Below are 17,964 nucleotides of genomic sequence, written 5' to 3'. Positions count from 1 at the left end.
GTATCTATAAAAAGGCTTAGGTCTAGCCACAAAAAGCGGAAAGACCTAAACCAAAATATTAATGGTTGTCGTTGCTATTATTTAAGCTCAACTTCCGCTCCTGCTTCTTCCAAAGATTTTTTAATTCCTTCTGCTTCGTCTTTAGAAACACCTTCCTTAACGGCTTTTGGTGCGCTATCAACGATGTCCTTAGCATCTTTCAATCCTAAACCAGTTAATTCCTTAACCAATTTAACTACTGCTAATTTAGAAGCACCAGCTGCTTTCAATATAACATCAAATTCCGATTTTTCCTCAGCAGCATCACCACCATCGGCAGCACCGCCACCAGCAGCAACAGCAACTGCAGCAGCTGCAGGCTCTATACCGTATTCATCTTTTAATATATTAGCCAACTCATTTACTTCCTTTACTGTAAGGTTAACCAATTGTTCTGCGAAATCTTTTAAATCTGCCATTTTTCTATCGTTTAATAAAATTTTAAAATATAATTGTTTTTAGTGCGTACGTATTATCTTTCTGATAATGTCTTAAGGATTCCAGCAAGTTTACCTCCACCGGATTTAAGTCCAGAAATAACATTTTTGGCTGGGGATTGTAACAATCCAATAATTTCTCCAACCATTTCCTCTTTGGACTTAATGCTTTCCAAAGCATCCAATTGATCATCACCAACATAAATTGCCTCGGCAATATATGCTCCCTTCAACAAAGGCTTATTAGACTTCTTTCTAAAAGTCTTAATCAGCTTTGCGGGTGCATTTCCGGTTTCCGAAAACATTAAAGAGGTATTCCCCTTCAACACTGTTGGAAGTTCACCGAAATCCTTATCCGAAGCCTCCATTGCTTTTGCAAGCAAGGTATTCTTAACTACAGCAAGTTTTATATCAGCCTTGTAACAAGCCCTTCTCAATGCCGAAGTAGTTTCAGCATTTAATCCGGAAATATCGGCTAAATATATAGTGGAGCTATCCCCTAACTGCGCAGTTAAATCTTGTATAACATTTAATTTCTCTTCTCTTGTCATAATAAAAATTTTTAACTACCAGTTAAACTGCTTTTGGATCCAATGCAACACTAGGACTCATAGTACTGGACATATATATAGTCTTCACATATATTCCTTTGGCTGCAGTTGGCTTTAATTTTACCAGTGTATCCAACAGCTCGTTGGCATTGTCCGCAATTTTATCAGCTGAGAAAGAAACTTTCCCGATTGCAGCATGCACAATTCCTGTTTTATCCACCTTAAAATCGATCTTACCGGCTTTTACCTCAGCAACTGCTTTGGCAACATCCATAGTAACCGTACCTGTTTTTGGGTTCGGCATAAGACCTCTTGGTCCCAAGACCCTACCTAAAGGACCTAGCTTACCCATAACACTTGGCATCGTGATGATCACATCAACATCGGTCCAACCGCTTTTAATTTTATCCAAATATTCGTCCAATCCTACGAAATCAGCACCAGCTTCCTTAGCCTCCGCTTCTTTGTCCGGTGTTACCAAAGCCAAAACCTTAACATCCTTACCAGTACCGTGGGGAAGTGTAACAACACCACGAACCATTTGATTGGCCTTTCTTGGATCAACGCCCAAACGTACCGCCAATTCAACAGATGCATCGAATTTTGTATTGGTTATTTCTTTTACTAAAGCAGATGCCTCTTCAACAGAATAGAGTTTATTCTTATCTATTTTGCTGTGGGCTTCTTTTTGCTTCTTTGTTAATTTTGCCATTCTAAATTGCTTTTAAGATTTTAAAAAGGTCTGTTGCCTGCAACTTTTAAACCCATAGACCTTGCTGTACCTGCAACCATACTCATTGCCGATTCTACCGTAAAGGCATTAAGATCTACCATTTTGTCTTCAGCGATCAACTTGATCTGGTCCCAAGATACACTTGCAACCTTATTTCTGTTAGGCTCGCCAGATCCTTTTTTAATCTTAGCCGCTTCCATTAATTGAACTGCCGCCGGCGGTGTCTTTACGACAAAGTCGAACGACTTGTCTTTATAAACCGTGATCGCCACTGGCAATACTTTGCCTGGTTTGTCCTGCGTACGAGCATTGAATTGCTTACAGAACTCCATAATGTTGACCCCGGCAGCACCTAAAGCGGGTCCAACCGGTGGCGATGGATTCGCTGCACCTCCCCTAACTTGTAGTTTAACTACTTTACTTACTTCTTTTGCCATTGTTTAAAATTAAATTTAAAGAGTGTTAATTTGGAAGCAACACTACTTTTATCTATGTAACAGTTCTTATTAAACTTTTTCTACTTGCATATAACTGAGCTCCAATGGTGTTTTTCTTCCAAAAATTTTCACCATTACCTCCAGCTTGCGCTTTTCTTCATTAATCTTTTCTACGGTTCCATTAAAACCATTGAACGGCCCATCAATAACCTTTACAGTTTCACCGAACACAAACGGGATGGCAACACTATCGGTCTTAATAGCCAATTCATCAACTTTTCCAAGCATTCTATTCACTTCGGATTTCCTCAAAGGAACAGGATCCCCCCCTTTGGTCTCACCTAAAAATCCAATGACATTGGTAATAGAACGGATAATATGAATCATTTCACCCCCTAGGTTGGCTTTGATCATAATATATCCCGGAAAATAAACACGTTCTTTGTTTATCTTTTTTCCGTTTCTTATTTGCACCACTTTCTCAGTAGGAACAAGAACTTCTTCCAAATAGTCACCAAAACCAAGCCTAGCGACTTCCGCCTCTATATAGCCTTTAATTTTGTTTTCCTGACCACTTACGGCTCTTACAACATACCATTTCTTATCCAATACTTCTGACATACAGTACTTCTTAATTGATTATGTTATTGAAATACAGTTGTATCAACTTACCAAACAAACTATCAACACCCCAAGTCGCAAGCGCAAAAATTATAGAGAACACCGCTACGATCACCATCAAGTTGGAAGATTCCTCCCTTGTCGGCAAAGTAACATTGTTCCTAAGTTCGTCTATAGATTCCTTTATATATGTAAACATGCTGCGATATATTTATTTTCCAAACTACAAAACAAGGCCTTAAAAAAAACTGACGACACCATCCAAATCAGAAAAGAACCCATTGTATTCTGCACGGGCGGAGAGGCTCGAACTCCCGACACCTGGTTTTGGAGACCAGTGCTCTACCAACTGAGCTACACCCGTTTATATTTACATTGAAAGGTATCCCGCTTTAGCAAGACACCCTCAATGTAAACAATACTATACTAAAATATTAATCTAATATCTTGGTAACCTGTCCTGCACCAACTGTTCTACCACCTTCACGGATAGCAAAACGCAAACCTTCACTAAGTGCGATTGGAGACAACAAGTCAACAATAATAGTAAGGTTATCCCCTGGCATAACCATCTCAACTCCACTAGGAAGATTGATAGTACCGGTAACATCAGTAGTTCTTACATAGAACTGAGGACGGTAGTTATTATGGAATGGAGTGTGACGTCCACCTTCTTCTTTTTTAAGGATATAAACCTCAGCTTCAAATTTAGCGTGTGGCTTAACAGAACCTGGCTTACAGATTACCATTCCTCTTTTTATTTGAGCTTTTTCAATACCTCTCAAAAGAATACCAACGTTATCACCAGCTTCACCTCTATCCAATATCTTACGGAACATCTCAACCCCAGTAATGGTAGAATTCAATTTTTCAGCACCCATACCAATGATCTCAACAGGATCTCCTGTGTTTGCAACTCCTGTTTCAATACGTCCAGTAGCAACAGTTCCACGACCTGTAATAGTAAATACATCTTCAACAGGCATCAAGAAAGGCTTATCAACATCCCTTGTTGGCAATTCGATCCAGCTATCAACAGCTTCCATCAATTCCATTACAGTATCAACCCATTTTTGCTCACCGTTAAGTGCACCCAAAGCCGATCCGGAAATAACAGGACCATTGTCACCATCATACTCATAGAAAGAAAGCAACTCCCTTACTTCCATTTCAACCAACTCCAAAAGCTCCTCATCATCAACCATATCCACTTTGTTCAAGAAAACAACAATTCTTGGAATACCAACCTGACGACCTAAAAGGATGTGCTCCCTAGTCTGTGGCATTGGACCATCAGTAGCAGCAACAACCAATATGGCACCGTCCATTTGAGCAGCACCAGTAACCATGTTCTTTACGTAATCCGCGTGACCTGGACAATCCACGTGAGCATAGTGACGGTTCGCGGTAGAATATTCTACGTGTGAAGTATTAATTGTAATACCTCTTTCTTTTTCCTCAGGAGCGTTGTCGATAGAATCGAAACTTCTCATTTCAGAAAGTCCTGCGTTTGCCAATACTGTAGTAATCGCAGCAGTCAATGTAGTTTTACCGTGATCCACGTGTCCAATAGTACCTATATTCAAATGCGGTTTGGAACGATCAAATGTTGCCTTTGCCATGTGTGTTAATTTTAATTCTTAGTTTATATTAGTGTACAAATAATGCCTTAATTGAGCCAATGATGAGATTTGAACTCATGACCTCTTCCTTACCAAGGAAACGCTCTACCCCTGAGCTACACCGGCATCTTTAATTTTAACCATTGGGCCAGGCCCAATCTAAAACTACAACCCTATACCCAAAGTTTAAGAGCGTTGACGAAGTTTACCCTCGGCGTCGCTCAGGACAGGATACCAAAATCTTGTCCATTTAATTTTAATTGCGCAAAGCCCCATCAAAGGAGCTTTTGCTTTTAAAATTAGAGCGGGAGACCGGGTTCGAACCGGCGACATTCAGCTTGGAAGGCTGACGCTCTACCAACTGAGCTACTCCCGCTTTTTATAATTTTTAGGCAAACCTAAAAATTAATTTCATTATTTCAAAAAAAACTTTCTGTATTCTCATACAAAGACCTTTTAAAGCCTTTTTGTGGGGAGAGCAGGATTCGAACCTGCGAAGACGTAGTCAGCAGATTTACAGTCTGCCCTCGTTGGCCGCTTGAGTATCTCCCCAAACCATATATTTTAAAGAACCCGGAAAACTAATTTTCCTTTTTTTTTTGAGCCGATAGAGGGACTCGAACCCACGACCTGCTGATTACAAATCAGCTGCTCTAGCCAGCTGAGCTACATCGGCTTTTATTACTTTTTTCCTCAAAAAAAAGTCCGCTATTTCTAACGGACTGCAAATGTAGATATTTATTTATTTAATCAAAACATTTTTTGATAATTTTTTTATGCATTTAATCTTATTTTTTCTTTTCGCTTTACCAACTTCCTTTCCAAGGAACTACATGCCGTGTCCACGGCCTCTTCAAAGGACTTACATTGCTTTTTAACCACAAACTTATCTTTGGGGACCAACACCTTGATTTCCACAATTTTATTCTCCTTTGCACTTGTGTTCTCGACCTTTAGGTATACATCGGAACTAATTACCTTGTCATAAAACAGTTCCATTTTATTTAACCTTGCCTGAATAAAGTCAATTAGCTTTCCGTCTGCAGTGAAATTAACCGATTGTGCATTTACTTTCATAGAATGAAGTTTTAATAGAGTTAAACAATAAATTTAGCTAAAGACCGCACTATTTCTTACTTCTAGGATGAGCCGCCAAGTGCACCTTCTTTAATTCCGCAATACTGTTGTGCGTATAAACCTGTGTTGATGCCAAACTCGAATGCCCCAATAACTCTTTTACAGAATTTAAATCCGCGCCCTTATTTAGCAAATGGGTGGCAAAGGTATGTCTTAAAATATGCGGACTCTTTTTTACCTTGGCCGACACTAAACTAAAGTACTTATTTATAATTCTATAAACAAGGGTTTCATACATTTTATTGCCTTTGGCAGAGAGAAGAATATAGGCCTTATCCTTAATTGCTTCCAACGCGCTCCGCTCGAGATTATATTCCAAAAACAATTCCTTGGTCGCCTCTAGTAGTGGAATGATCCTTTCCTTATTTCGCTTCCCCAATACCTTTATTGTCATGGCCCCATAATCCACATCCCCAACCTTAAGCCCTATCAATTCAGCACGTCTTATCCCAGTGGTATACAGCAATTCGATTATCAACTTATCGCGCTTGCCCTCAAAATTATCTTCGAAGGGAATTTGGGAAAGAACATCATCCATCTCAGTTTCCGAAAATGGAATCTCAATTTTCTTTGAAGTCTTAAGTGCTTTGTGTTTTGCCAAGGGGTTAACCGTCAATACACCAGCCCCCAAAAGATACTTATAATAAGCCTTTAAGGACGCTATTTTGCGATTTACGGATCTATTGGACACCCCTGATTCCACCAAGGAAACTATCCAGCTCCTGATCAGGTTGTAGGATATCTGCGCTATATCCTCAATGCCAAACTGCTGCCTGCAAAAATCTTGAAATTCCAGTATATCGTTCCGATATGCTTTTGTTGTATGGGGAGAATAGTTCTTCTCCAACCCCAAATAAGAAATAAATGATTCTAAGGACATAACCCAAAGTTACGAAGATAAACATCCAATATAGTACGGCACAAAAAAAAAGTCCCACTAAAAGTGGAACTTTTTAAACTATTATAAATTCAAGTGGAACTAGATTTCCTCTTTATCCCTTAGACCTTGAATATATTGAGCTTTCTGAATCTTCGCTCTGTTCTCTACAGATGGCTTAGTAAACTGCTGACGTTTTCTCAACTGTCGCATTGTACCTGTCTTGTCGAACTTACGCTTAAAACGCTTTAAAGCTCTATCGATGTTTTCTCCTTCTTTTATTGGTATTATTAACATGGGCAATAACCTCCTCTCTTTTGTGATTAAGGCTGCAAATATATACCTTAAAAATGAATTACAAATATTTATTTTAAAATTTTTCTGGCAATAACCACTTTCTGTATCTCGGTAGTACCTTCCCCAATAGTACACAACTTGGAATCCCTATAGAATTTTTCCACGGGAAAATCTTTGGTAAACCCATATCCACCGTGTATTTGCACTGCCTCATTTGCTACTTTTACACATACTTCCGAAGCATACATTTTGGCCATAGCTCCCAATTTGGTAACATTACGCCCTTCATTTTTAAGAAATGCAGCCTTGTGTAAAAGTAATTCCGAAGCTTCGATTTCGGTGGCCATATCCGCTAATTTAAAGGAAATACCTTGAAATTGGCTAATAGGCTTACCAAACTGCACCCTCTCCTTCGAGTATTTTAAAGCCGCCTGATAAGCTCCTTTGGAAATTCCCAGGGACAAAGCCCCAATGGAAATTCTTCCACCGTCCAAGATCTTCATAGACTGAACAAATCCTTCTCCGATTCCCCCCAATCTATTTGCGTCCGGAATTTTGCACTTATCAAATACCAATTCGGCCGTTTCACTGGCCCTCATCCCCAGTTTGTTCTCCTTCTTTCCACTGCTAAAGCCAGGTGTACCCTTTTCCACTACAAAGGCAGTCATACCATGGCTATCCCCTTTTTCTCCGGTTCTTGCCACCACAACCGCAATATCCCCACTCTTGCCATGGGTAATAAAATTTTTGGCTCCGTTCAAAACCCAAAAGTCCCCATCCTTGACCGCTGTGGTACTCATACCTCCTGCATCGGAACCGGTATTGTGTTCCGTAAGGCCCCAAGCCCCGATCCATTCTGCGGTAGCCAATCTTGGAATCCATTTTTTCTTTTGATCCTCATTCCCAAAACTTAGGATATGATTGGTACATAATGAATTATGTGCCGCCAGTGATAATCCTATGGAAGGATCCACTTTGGAAATCTCTTCAATAATAGCTACATATTCGTGATAACCCAGGCCTGACCCTCCTAGCTCCACAGGAACCAAAACCCCCATAAAACCCATCTCCCCAGCTTTCTTAAAAACCTCAACGGGAAAGGTTTGGGCCTCGTCCCATTCCATTACATAGGGCCTAATATATTGTTCAGCAAACTCCCTGGCTGAGGCAGCTACCATTTGTTGAGTTTCAGAGTAGTCAAAACTCATTGTAGTAGGGGTATCGATTACCATTATTAGCAATTTTTTTTATAATTGCAAATATAACTTAATTATATCTAATTTTTCCGAAGGAAAATCTTCGATTTCCATTAATTCATCAAATGAAGCTATACCACCGTTCGCCTCCCTAAAAGCCACCATACGCGCTGCCACTTCATATTTTATATAAACAAGTTTGGAGATATCCCTTGGGGACGCTTGATTGATATTGATTTTTGTAATTTGCGGCCTTTGCAAAATCTTGAAGTGCTCCAAAATCCTCGCAGTCACCTCCGGCTTCAGACCATAGACATGTCCTAACTGCTCCTCGGACAAAAAACCACCCAGGAGGTCCCTAAATTTTACAATGCGCCGGGACAACTTCTCCCCTATTCCATTAATAATCCTTAATTCTTCCGCCGTAGCAGTATTAAGATCTTTGACCTTTACATTCTTAAAGCGTTCAGGGCCCGAACTGGATCCCCAATTTCCAGGGGAAGAAGAACTATTACCAACCACCAACCCCACTCTTCTTTTATCCGTCCATTCCGGAAACTTAAAATAAGGCTGCAAACTCTCCAAAAGGGAATCCGATATCAATGTTACCTTTTGAAACTCCTCTCCAGAATTAACAAATTGGTTCCCAGCCCTAAAAGCATGAAGCCGATCTATTTCCTCTGTAGACATCCCTAAAATGTAACCCTTGTAATCTGTTATAAAATTGGGATTAAATGGATAATGACTGATAGAATCCTCCGTTTGGCTATGACATTTCAGCTCCTCTATTTTAGCTTGGTATTCCTCATCGACCAATAAGGAATTGGTATTTTCAGTTATAGGATACCATTTAAAAATAAAATACACTATTTGGAACATAACGATGAGAAACAGTAAGAAGAAAATCCCGTTTCGTTCCTGCTTATTGAACCTAAAATGGGATTTTAACGATTCTCTGTTCACGACTCAAACTTTTTGTCCTAAAAATACTTTAACATTTCTTGGATAATGCTATAGGGGGGATTACAAATCCCTATATAAAAAGCATCGCTGCAAAAGCGGCTAAGTTCAAAATGCCACCCACCCCGAATCCAGGTTGGTTATAACCTAAATATAGTAAAAATGTAATAGATTTAAAAAGTTGGCACAACCTCAATCTCCAGCCAAATCTTGGGCAATGTTCCTCCGACGGTATCAATAATTAAAAAATCCCACCTTATTCCCTATGATGGAATTTAAGGTGGGATTTGTATTTATTATCCTAAGTATTTAATTATACCTTCCCCTTTTTTTTGTAAAGCAGATTTGCCTTAAGTTTTATCAAATAATCATCAAGATCCTTTTTCACCTCACCGGACATCAGATAAAGTCCAATAATATTCGGGAAGGACATGGCCAAAATCATCATATCCGAAAAATCCAATACCGCTCCCAAGCTCACCGATGCACCAACCACCACAAATACTAGGAATAACATCTTATATACAAACTCCACTTTTTTACTTTTCCCAAAAAGGTAGGTCCAAGCCCGCATCCCATAGTATGACCAAGAAATCATGGTTGAAAAAGCAAACAGGAACACTGCTAAGGCCAAAACATATGGAAACCAAGAAAGCACACTTCCAAAGGCATCCGAAGTTAATTGGGCTCCTGCCATTCCCTCTACTTCATGCATCCCTGTAAAGATCAAAACCAAGGCAGTCAATGTACATACCACAACCGTATCTATAAAGGGTTCCAAGAGGGCTACAAAACCTTCAGAGGGCGGATGGTTAGTCTTTGCCGTACTATGTGCAATTGCCGCTGAACCAACTCCGGCTTCATTGGAGAACGCCGCCCGCTGAAAGCCAACGATCAAAACTCCAATTACCCCCCCTTTAAGCGCACTGGGACTAAAAGCACCTTCCACAATGGCCGCAAAGGCTGGTCCTATATTTTGAATATTGATTATGATTACCGTAAGGGCGGCCAGAATATAAATGGAGGCCATGATAGGAACTACCCTCCCGGTTACATTGGCTATACTATTAATTCCACCAATTATTACCACACCAACCAAAATTGCTGTAATTATTCCAAAATAAAACCCATTGCCCTGTAGAGCAGGAAACTGTCCGGAAAGTTGTTCAAAGGATTGATTGGCCTGGAACATATTTCCACCACCAAAAGAAGCTCCCACTGCCAAAACCGCAAATAGACCGGCAAGCACTTTTCCAACCCCCTTTAAATTCCTTTTCTCAAGGCCATAGCGCAAATAGTTCATCGGACCTCCAAAAACCCGGCCGTCTGGAAGTATATTACGGTACTTAACCCCCAAAGTACACTCCACAAATTTGGAAGACATCCCAAGCAAGCCACATACAATCATCCAAAACGTTGCACCAGCGCCTCCCAAAGAAACGGCCACACCTACCCCGGCAATATTCCCAAGTCCGACCGTACCCGAAACGGCAGTTGCCAACGCTTGAAAATGGGTAACCTGGCCTGGGGCATCCGGATCGTCGTATTTACCCTTGGCCAAATCAATGGAATGCCTAAAGCCCCTTATATTGATAAAGCCCATTCTAAGTGTAAAAAAAACAGCCCCAATAACCAACCAAATCACAATAAACGGTATTGCCTTTTGCTGTGGATCCCCATTTGGATGGGTTATAACTATTGGTTCATCATATTTGACCTCTGCCAAAAAATGTGCCCCTTGCTCTATTACGTGCTCCAGGTTCTCGGAATTGTATATTACTCCTCCCTCCTTGGCCAAATGCTTTAATACTCCGTTGACGGGAGAGGTTATTGTTTCGGTAGTTCCATTACTTTTGGAAATAATTGCAATATCATCCCCCTTTTTTACTTTTTGTCCTTCCGGCTTCAACCACTGCTTTAAAATAAATTTATCCTTCAACTCTGGAGACCAACCTGGAATTCCAATACGTTTCACATCGGCATATACCACAGGATCATAAATGCCGATGGCAGCAAAAGGGTCCCAGAAAAGAACAGAGCCCAAAGCACTAACGGCAGGTGTCATTACCCCATTAAAAAATTCGGTAATGGCTTCGGCCGGCACCTTGAACTCCTTAGTAACCTGTACCCCTTTTGCATCGGTAACGGTAACCGTATAGGCAAGGCCTTCCACCAAATTAGTGGCCTGATTGGAAGTCAATGCCGTATTTTGATTACTCCATTTATACTGATAAGGAGGGGTACCTCCGTCAACCTCCAGCTTTATAACACCGTCATTGATGTTCTTGGAAGGATTGTAAATAGATTCCTTTACAACCAGTTCTTGTGAAAATAACACAAATGAAAACAGTAAAAAAATGGAAGATATATATTTCTTCATAAGTAGCTTGAAAAGATTAATTTTAGTTGGTTTAGCTTCAAATATCCCGGCAATATCCTAAAAATAATGCTCGGAATCAAATATAATTGTTTAATAACTTAATCTATATGGAACATCTCATTTAATTTTTTTATCTGTTCGGGCCTGCCCAAAACTATGACCTTCCCCTGCGGCTGTAATTTTATATCGGCCTCTGGGTTAATAATATAATTGCCATTTGGGTCTATATAACCAATGATTGTACAACCTGTCTTCTTTCTCAAATCCAGATCGCGCAGGGAATGATTGTCAATTTTATCCATAAAACTTTCTATGGTCACCTCTTCCAAGTTGGTGGTATGTTCGCCTTCGGTTGAAAGTTTATCCATGAAAGTAATCAAATCGGGCATAACTACTAAGGAGGCCATATGATCCCCTCCTATCTTATCGGGCATAATCACTTTGTCCGCCCCCGCAAGTCTCAATTTCTTTTCGGAAGTTAATTGGGAAGCCCTGCTGATAATGAACAGTTTTTTGTTCAATTGTCTGGCCGAGAGCACCACAAAGAGGTTTGCTGCATCATCGGGCAGGGCAGTAATAAGGTATTGCGCCCTATCTATCCCAGCTTCTTCCAAAGTATCATCTTCATTGGCATCACCTTCAATAAACAAGATCTCTTCTTCGAATTTCTCAATGACTTCCCTATTTCTTTCTATGACCACAAAGGATCTATTGTATGCCTTTAACCTTTCTGCCGCCTGATTTCCATTGCGACCAAAACCGCAAATTATAACGTGGTTACTTAAATTCTTAATTTTATTTTTCACCCTTTTTTTCTTTAAAAGTTGAAGCGAATTTCGACTTAGGATATATTCGGTTATTACTGAAATTGCAAATGCAAATATAAATACACTGGTCACTATTAAAATTACGGTAAAGATTTTTGCCTCGGCATCCAAAGGCCTTACCTCTGAAAAACCCACGGTAGTTACCGTAATGATTGTCATATAAAAGGCATCGATCCAAGTATAGTCGGACAGGAACCTATATCCAAAAACTCCGAACAACAAGACCATGACCAATAGCGTCAGCGCCAAATACATTCGGGAGCGAAAAAGTCTTATCATACTTAAAGATCAAAAACAGAGGTTCTTTTGGTGTATAGCAAGTCCTTTATCCTTAACCAAAAGGCCATAAACAAATAAAGGGCAAAGCCGAAGCCCAAGGTAACGAAAGTAAGATAAATAAAGGATGTACGAACCACTCTGGTACGTATGCCCAAACGCTCAGCTATTCGCCTACAAACCTCAAATCCTCTTTTCTGAAAATAATAAAGTACTTTGTAGAAAATGTTCATGCCTTAAAATTAAGGTTTTCTATTCAATAATTGATGGCCCACAGCACATTGCAAACATTTATTTTTTATGCAATACTCATTGTACAGTTGTAAAGCGGCCTGACTCTCCTTGGCTGACGGAAATTGCAAATTAAGCATCTTGAACTTGGAAATAACGTTATTGCTTTCCGCGCCTATATTGGAAATAATAGGTAATATCTCCTCGGGCACCTCCCTTCCCATATGCTTTGCATAGCTTAATTTTATAGGAAGAACGGTATTGACAATTAATAAATCCACAAACTTCCTATTTAGTTTCTTGCCATTGCTCTTGGAGATTTTTCCAAAGTTATAATGGTTGTCCCAATATTTACTGGCAGAAACATTGAAAACCGAATAGATTTCCCCAACACTTTTGGCATTTACAACCATACTGAACAGGTTTTGGTGCAACGCATACAAATTGGCCAATTGGGAAAGTCGTATAGTCGGGAAATTGGAAGGGCGCAGTTTAAAGAACTCTGGTTTTTGATATGGTGGATCCAGGAAATCGAACTTGGCCATAAGAAAAGCATACTCCCTTTGTAAGCTATCATAATAATTATCACCGATGATATCATTGTCCAAAAATCCGGCAAACCCGAAGAGCAAACTTTCCAATTGCAGTGTATTGGCCTGTATTTTGCGCACCACAGGGTAAGGTAGCCTACTGGCAATTTCAAAAAAGGGCCCACTATTTATTTTTAGTCCAAAATTTTTGGAAAGCAATACAAAAAATACACGCTCCCAATCGTTGTTGGAGTCTATTAAAAGTTGGGAAACCAAATCGGTTTTCCTTTCCAAACGCTCAAAAAAGAGCACCTCCAACCAATGCTGTAAAACAAAATCGGAAATATGGCCAATCTCACTTCCACAATTTATAAAGGAGCTATTTTTCCGGGAGAACAATTTTTGGTACTCCCTTAGAATATCCAACGATATATAATCCTTGAGCACCAAGGTTGGAATTATAGTGCTATCGCTCCTGAAAACATCACAATCGTGCTCCCAAACTACATGTAGTATTACATTTTGGTAATGGGGATCTATTTCGTGATTGTGGGCATACCAATCGGAAGATTTAATATGCATTTCAACCGTACCCGCCCACAACTGACCATCTATTATAATCTTGGCGTTAAAAAAATCGGGGCCGGCCAGTAGGTTGTGCGATCCTACCTCCAATATTTGGATGTTTTCGCTTTTGGACCCTACCAAACCTTCCAGCTGAAGTTTTTTGTACTTCCAAATAAAATGCAAAAGATCTTCCCGCATAAACCAATGTATAGAATAACTACTAGACCTTAAGGTTACTATGGGAACGGGTACGCACTACTGGGATTCTTCCAGGTACTTCACCAAAAAGAATGGTTTTACAAGTAGCTTACTCTACGATCTCACCTTCCCAATTCATAAATCCACCTTCCAAATTGTAGGCGTTTTCAAAACCAAGCTTGTTCATAATGGCACAGGCCTGACCGCTTCTTTGGCCAGATCTACAATAAACGTAATAGTTTTTTGTTTTATCCAATTTCTCCAATTCGGCCACGAACTCCTGTCCCATATAAATATCAATATTGGTAGCGTTAGGGATGTAACCGTCCTCCACCTCTTCCGGAGTCCTAACGTCCAATATGAAAGCATTCCCGTCGCTTTCCAATTGTGCACTCCATTCCTCTTGTGATAAATCTGCCATTTGTTTTATTATTTAAACCCCAAAAATAATGTTTTATAAAAATTCATCCAATAATTAAGGTCAAATATATAATGAAACAGACAGCCCCAATAAACCAGGCCATTGTTGCACCTTCAATAACAAATTAAATTTTTAACAAATTTTTGGCAACGGCATTGTTGGAATACAGCATTAAAATCATACATTTGTATATACAATTGTTGTAACGACATGAATGTAGAAAAAATAATTAAAACCGAGAAACAAATTCCTTTAGCGAGCAGGACCCTCATACATTTAAGTCTAGTGGAAAGCAAGATTAATGAAATCATGACCACAGCACTTAAACCACATGGTGTCTCCCTTCAGCAATTTAATGTGCTGAGAATTTTAAGGGGACAAAAGGGCAGACCCGCCAATCTTTCCACCTTGAACGAAAGGATGGTAACCAAAATGAGCAACACCACTAGATTGGTGGACAAGTTGATCTTAAAGGGGTATGTAGACCGCATGGTGTGTCCCAGCAATCGTAGAAAGGTAGAAATAAATATCACTGTCCAAGGCGAAACCGCATTGACTGAAATGGATTTTGCCATGAAAGAGGCAGAAGAAAAATTATTAAAAAACTTTACAGTGGAGGATTTAACCACATTAAATGCCCTACTGGACAAATTTTAAAAGCAAGTATAAATAATTATAAAATTCAAAATATGAATTCCTATATCAAAAATTTGAACTGGCGTTATGCCACCAAAAAATTCGATGCTTCCAAAAAAGTGTCGCAAAAAGATTTAGATAACTTACTGGAGGCCACCTCCCTTAGTGCATCTTCTTACGGGTTACAGCCCTACGAGATACTGGTTATAGAAGATGCTGCATTGAGAAAAAAATTACAGCCAGCAGCTTGGGGACAGTCACAAATAACCGAAGCCTCCCACTTAATAGTACTGGCCAACCAGTCTACTTTTGGGGAAGAATTGGTAGATGATTACTTGGACAATGTAAGTGAAACACGTGGTATTCCGTCCAATGATCTACAAGCTTATTCAGATTTTATGAAATCCAAATTAATGCCATTATCCGAATCCGCAAAAGCCACCTGGACGGCAAGTCAGACCTATATCGCCCTGGGCAACCTTTTATCGGCGGCAGCAGACCTTAAAATAGACACCTGTCCTATGGAGGGTTTTGACAATGCCCAATTCAATGAAATCCTTGGACTTAAAGGGAAAGGACTTAACGCAGCAGTTCTAATCGCCGTGGGCTATAGGTCCGAGGAGGATAAAACACAACATTACAAAAAAGTGCGCAAAGCCAAAGAAAATTTAATTACACATATATAAACAGAAACAGTAACATTAACAAACATTATCTAAAATTGAAACTATGAAAAAAAATGCATTGAGTTTAGTATTGTCCGTATTTACAGGTTTAACCGCCCTTGCATCCACTCCTGTGGATAACGAAGTTAAACAAGTTAAAACATCGGAAAGCACCGTAACTTGGAAAGGATATAAGGTTACCGGTTCCCACCATGGAACCATTGCCCTAAAAGAAGGCTCCTTAATATTTGACGGTGATAAATTAACCGGGGGCGAATTTGTAGTGGATATGCCAACTTTGGTTTCAAACGACCTGCAGGGGGAATACAAGGGAAAGTTGGAAAATCACTTGAAATCCGATGATTTTTTCGGAGTTGAGGCACATCCTACCTCCAAATTGGTCTTCACTACCGTAAAGTCCACCGGAAAAAATTCCTACGAAGTAACCGGAGACCTTACCATAAAGGGGAAAACCAATCCCGTTACCTTCGATATTTCCGTCTATGGAAACAAGGCCACTGCCACAATGAAGGTAGACCGTTCGTTATATGACGTGAAGTACGGATCTGGTAGTTTCTTTGATAATTTAGGGGACAAAACCATTTATGACGAATTTGATCTGGTAGTGGATTTGGTATTCTAAACCCAACCAATTCAAGATTTTTAAAACCTCACAATTGTGGGGTTTTTTATTTTTTACGTAACACAGGTTTGTAAATTTAAAATTCCTTCTTATATTTGGCATTCAATGAAGAACATGGTATCAAATACTTGGTGGTGGAGCAACTTACGAAAAACATCGTGAGCAAAGCATCATTGTAGTATAACTATATAAAAGGCTTGTCATCACGACAAGCCTTTTTTTCGTTTATCATAGAAATTAAAGAACCCATTGGCAGAGAGTAGCAATTAAAAGAACAAACATGAAATACCAGCTAATATCACATCATAAAAAAATACTTGCGGACACCATTACCCCCGTAAGTGTCTATTTAAAAATAAGGGATCGTTTCCCCAACAGTATCCTGTTGGAAAGTAGTGACTATCATGCCAACGACAATAGTTTTTCCTATATCTGCTGCAATCCCATTGCTTCCATAAAAGTGGAAAACGAAACCATTACGAAACAATTTCCAGATGGGTCCATAGAAGAGATCAGTGTGGGCGAACAAACGGACATCCCAAGTATTTTACATGATTTTGGTCAAAAATTTGATTCCCAAAACAACAACTTTAAATTTATCAACAATGGCCTGTTCGGGTATATGGCCTATGACGCCGTAAAGTATTTTGAGGACATAGACATTTCCAAGAAAAATAACAGTATCTCCATTCCCGATATCTATTACGCCATTTATCAAAATATAGTGGCCATTAACCATTTTAAAAACGAAGCTTATATTTTTGCGCACTGTTATGAATCCCAAAATAACATTGGGGAAATAGAACAGATCCTCAACGCCAAAAACTTTGCCTCCTACAATTTCTCCAAAGAAGGAAGCCCCATTTCCAATCTAAAGGATGAGGAATACAAACAGCACGTAGAGCTGGCAAAAAAGCATTGCAATAGGGGCGATGTTTTTCAATTGGTATTGTCCAGAAGGTTCTCGCAGGAATTTAAGGGCGACGAATTTAACGTCTATAGGGCGCTCAGGTCCATAAACCCTTCTCCCTATTTATTTTATTTTGACTATGGGGATTTCAAAATTTTCGGAAGTTCTCCAGAAGCCCAATTAATAGTAAAAGATGGCAAAGCCGAAATTCATCCAATTGCAGGGACCTTCAAAAGAACAGGGAATGATGAACAGGATGCCGAATTGGCCAAAAAATTAAAAATAGATGACAAGGAGAACAGTGAACACGTTATGCTGGTTGATCTGGCAAGAAACGACTTGAGCCGAAACGGCACTATGGTTAAAGTGGAAAATTACAGGGAAGTACAATTCTTTTCACACGTAATACATTTGGTCTCCAAAGTAACGGGACTAAAGAAAAAGAACATCCCTACCATGAAAGTTGTCGCCGACACCTTTCCTGCGGGTACCCTAAGCGGTGCCCCCAAACACATGGCCATGCAACTCATTGAGAAATACGAAAAAACAAGTAGGGGCTATTACGGTGGGGCCATTGGGTTTATGGATTTCAACGGGAACTTCAACCATGCAATTATGATCCGTACCTTCTTAAGTAAAAATCATCAATTGCACTACCAGGCCGGAGCCGGTTTGGTAGCAGCTTCAAATCCAGAAAATGAACTACAGGAGACTTACAATAAATTGGGGGCTCTGACCAAAGCCTTGGAAATAGCGGAAACCATATAAAAAAA

21 protein-coding genes and 5 tRNA genes are annotated in these 17,964 nt (G+C 39.7%); 4 read left to right on the top strand and 22 right to left on the bottom strand.

Features of this window, described 5'->3' with window-relative positions; genetic code table 11:
* Nucleotides 1–77: 77 nt before the first annotated feature.
* From rplL to QSE00_RS03200, 22 genes are all read right to left on the bottom strand, one after another.
* Nucleotides 78–458 (bottom strand): 50S ribosomal protein L7/L12, encoded by a 381-nt coding sequence (gene rplL, locus QSE00_RS03305; RefSeq protein WP_110356679.1) that lies wholly within the window; start codon nt 456–458, stop codon nt 78–80.
* Nucleotides 459–511: 53 nt separating this feature from the next.
* Nucleotides 512–1,027, bottom strand: a complete 516-nt coding sequence (rplJ, locus tag QSE00_RS03300; RefSeq protein WP_103477258.1) for a 50S ribosomal protein L10 — start codon at nt 1,025–1,027, stop codon at nt 512–514.
* A 22-nt stretch (nt 1,028–1,049) separates the two neighbouring features.
* Nucleotides 1,050–1,739 (bottom strand): 50S ribosomal protein L1, encoded by a 690-nt coding sequence (gene rplA, locus QSE00_RS03295; protein WP_110356678.1) that lies wholly within the window; start codon nt 1,737–1,739, stop codon nt 1,050–1,052.
* Between the two features lie 20 nt (nt 1,740–1,759).
* Nucleotides 1,760–2,197 carry a 50S ribosomal protein L11 gene (rplK, locus tag QSE00_RS03290; protein ID WP_031444830.1) on the bottom strand — a complete coding sequence of 146 codons (438 nt, stop codon included), beginning with the start codon at nt 2,195–2,197 and terminating at the stop codon, nt 1,760–1,762.
* 69 nt (nt 2,198–2,266) lie between these two features.
* Nucleotides 2,267–2,818 carry a transcription termination/antitermination protein NusG gene (gene nusG, locus QSE00_RS03285; RefSeq protein ID WP_110356677.1) on the bottom strand — a complete coding sequence of 184 codons (552 nt, stop codon included), beginning with the start codon at nt 2,816–2,818 and terminating at the stop codon, nt 2,267–2,269.
* A 10-nt stretch (nt 2,819–2,828) separates the two neighbouring features.
* The gene (gene secE, locus QSE00_RS03280) at nt 2,829–3,017 is read right to left on the bottom strand and encodes a preprotein translocase subunit SecE (protein WP_110356676.1); all 189 of its coding nucleotides are present in this window, start codon (nt 3,015–3,017) and stop codon (nt 2,829–2,831) included.
* A gap of 92 nt (nt 3,018–3,109) precedes the next feature.
* Nucleotides 3,110–3,182 (bottom strand) — tRNA-Trp (locus QSE00_RS03275).
* Nucleotides 3,183–3,252: 70 nt separating this feature from the next.
* Nucleotides 3,253–4,440 (bottom strand): elongation factor Tu, encoded by a 1,188-nt coding sequence (gene tuf, locus QSE00_RS03270; protein WP_110356675.1) that lies wholly within the window; start codon nt 4,438–4,440, stop codon nt 3,253–3,255.
* A gap of 54 nt (nt 4,441–4,494) precedes the next feature.
* Nucleotides 4,495–4,566 (bottom strand) — tRNA-Thr (locus tag QSE00_RS03265).
* Between the two features lie 177 nt (nt 4,567–4,743).
* Nucleotides 4,744–4,816: transfer RNA gene (locus QSE00_RS03260), tRNA-Gly, on the bottom strand.
* Between the two features lie 94 nt (nt 4,817–4,910).
* A tRNA-Tyr gene (locus QSE00_RS03255) sits at nt 4,911–4,992 on the bottom strand.
* 50 nt (nt 4,993–5,042) lie between these two features.
* A tRNA-Thr gene (locus tag QSE00_RS03250) sits at nt 5,043–5,116 on the bottom strand.
* Between the two features lie 98 nt (nt 5,117–5,214).
* Nucleotides 5,215–5,517, bottom strand: coding sequence for a ribosome hibernation-promoting factor, HPF/YfiA family (gene hpf / locus QSE00_RS03245; RefSeq protein ID WP_031444834.1), 303 nt, complete (start codon nt 5,515–5,517; stop codon nt 5,215–5,217).
* Nucleotides 5,518–5,566: 49 nt separating this feature from the next.
* Nucleotides 5,567–6,457 (bottom strand): tyrosine-type recombinase/integrase, encoded by an 891-nt coding sequence (locus tag QSE00_RS03240; protein ID WP_110356674.1) that lies wholly within the window; start codon nt 6,455–6,457, stop codon nt 5,567–5,569.
* 99 nt (nt 6,458–6,556) lie between these two features.
* Nucleotides 6,557–6,751, bottom strand: coding sequence for a 30S ribosomal protein S21 (gene rpsU / locus QSE00_RS03235; RefSeq protein WP_031444836.1), 195 nt, complete (start codon nt 6,749–6,751; stop codon nt 6,557–6,559).
* Nucleotides 6,752–6,819: 68 nt separating this feature from the next.
* Nucleotides 6,820–7,959: an acyl-CoA dehydrogenase family protein gene (locus QSE00_RS03230; RefSeq protein ID WP_286104858.1), complete on the bottom strand. Its 1,140-nt coding sequence runs from the start codon at nt 7,957–7,959 to the stop codon at nt 6,820–6,822.
* A 39-nt stretch (nt 7,960–7,998) separates the two neighbouring features.
* The gene (locus QSE00_RS03225; protein WP_286104853.1) at nt 7,999–8,910 is read right to left on the bottom strand and encodes a ComEA family DNA-binding protein; all 912 of its coding nucleotides are present in this window, start codon (nt 8,908–8,910) and stop codon (nt 7,999–8,001) included.
* A 310-nt stretch (nt 8,911–9,220) separates the two neighbouring features.
* Complete coding sequence (locus QSE00_RS03220; RefSeq protein ID WP_286104852.1) at nt 9,221–11,287, bottom strand: amino acid carrier protein; 2,067 nt, start codon at nt 11,285–11,287, stop codon at nt 9,221–9,223.
* Between the two features lie 98 nt (nt 11,288–11,385).
* Nucleotides 11,386–12,393 carry a potassium channel family protein gene (locus QSE00_RS03215; protein WP_110356671.1) on the bottom strand — a complete coding sequence of 336 codons (1,008 nt, stop codon included), beginning with the start codon at nt 12,391–12,393 and terminating at the stop codon, nt 11,386–11,388.
* A 2-nt stretch (nt 12,394–12,395) separates the two neighbouring features.
* Nucleotides 12,396–12,623 (bottom strand): PspC domain-containing protein, encoded by a 228-nt coding sequence (locus tag QSE00_RS03210; protein WP_110356670.1) that lies wholly within the window; start codon nt 12,621–12,623, stop codon nt 12,396–12,398.
* Between the two features lie 9 nt (nt 12,624–12,632).
* Entirely contained in the window at nt 12,633–13,916 is a 1,284-nt protein-coding gene (locus tag QSE00_RS03205; RefSeq protein ID WP_286104851.1) for a DUF2851 family protein, read from the bottom strand.
* 109 nt (nt 13,917–14,025) lie between these two features.
* Entirely contained in the window at nt 14,026–14,337 is a 312-nt protein-coding gene (locus tag QSE00_RS03200) for a rhodanese-like domain-containing protein (protein WP_110356668.1), read from the bottom strand.
* 210 nt (nt 14,338–14,547) lie between these two features.
* Here QSE00_RS03200 and QSE00_RS03195 point away from each other — a divergent pair, with 210 nt between their 5' ends.
* The 4 genes from QSE00_RS03195 to QSE00_RS03180 all read left to right on the top strand — a co-directional run bounded on the left by QSE00_RS03195 (nt 14,548) and on the right by QSE00_RS03180 (nt 17,959).
* Entirely contained in the window at nt 14,548–14,994 is a 447-nt protein-coding gene (locus QSE00_RS03195; protein ID WP_110356667.1) for a MarR family winged helix-turn-helix transcriptional regulator, read from the top strand.
* A gap of 32 nt (nt 14,995–15,026) precedes the next feature.
* Nucleotides 15,027–15,659, top strand: coding sequence for an NAD(P)H-dependent oxidoreductase (locus QSE00_RS03190; protein ID WP_286104850.1), 633 nt, complete (start codon nt 15,027–15,029; stop codon nt 15,657–15,659).
* A 43-nt stretch (nt 15,660–15,702) separates the two neighbouring features.
* Entirely contained in the window at nt 15,703–16,281 is a 579-nt protein-coding gene (locus tag QSE00_RS03185) for a YceI family protein (RefSeq protein WP_110356665.1), read from the top strand.
* Nucleotides 16,282–16,561: 280 nt separating this feature from the next.
* Nucleotides 16,562–17,959, top strand: coding sequence for an anthranilate synthase component I family protein (locus tag QSE00_RS03180; protein WP_286104849.1), 1,398 nt, complete (start codon nt 16,562–16,564; stop codon nt 17,957–17,959).
* Nucleotides 17,960–17,964 lie beyond the last annotated feature (5 nt).

Source organism: Arenibacter flavimaris (genome assembly GCF_030291335.1).
Lineage (GTDB): Bacteria > Bacteroidota > Bacteroidia > Flavobacteriales > Flavobacteriaceae > Arenibacter.
The sequence above is the reverse complement of the archived record's forward strand: the minus strand, read 5'-3'. Positions and strand labels throughout refer to the sequence as shown.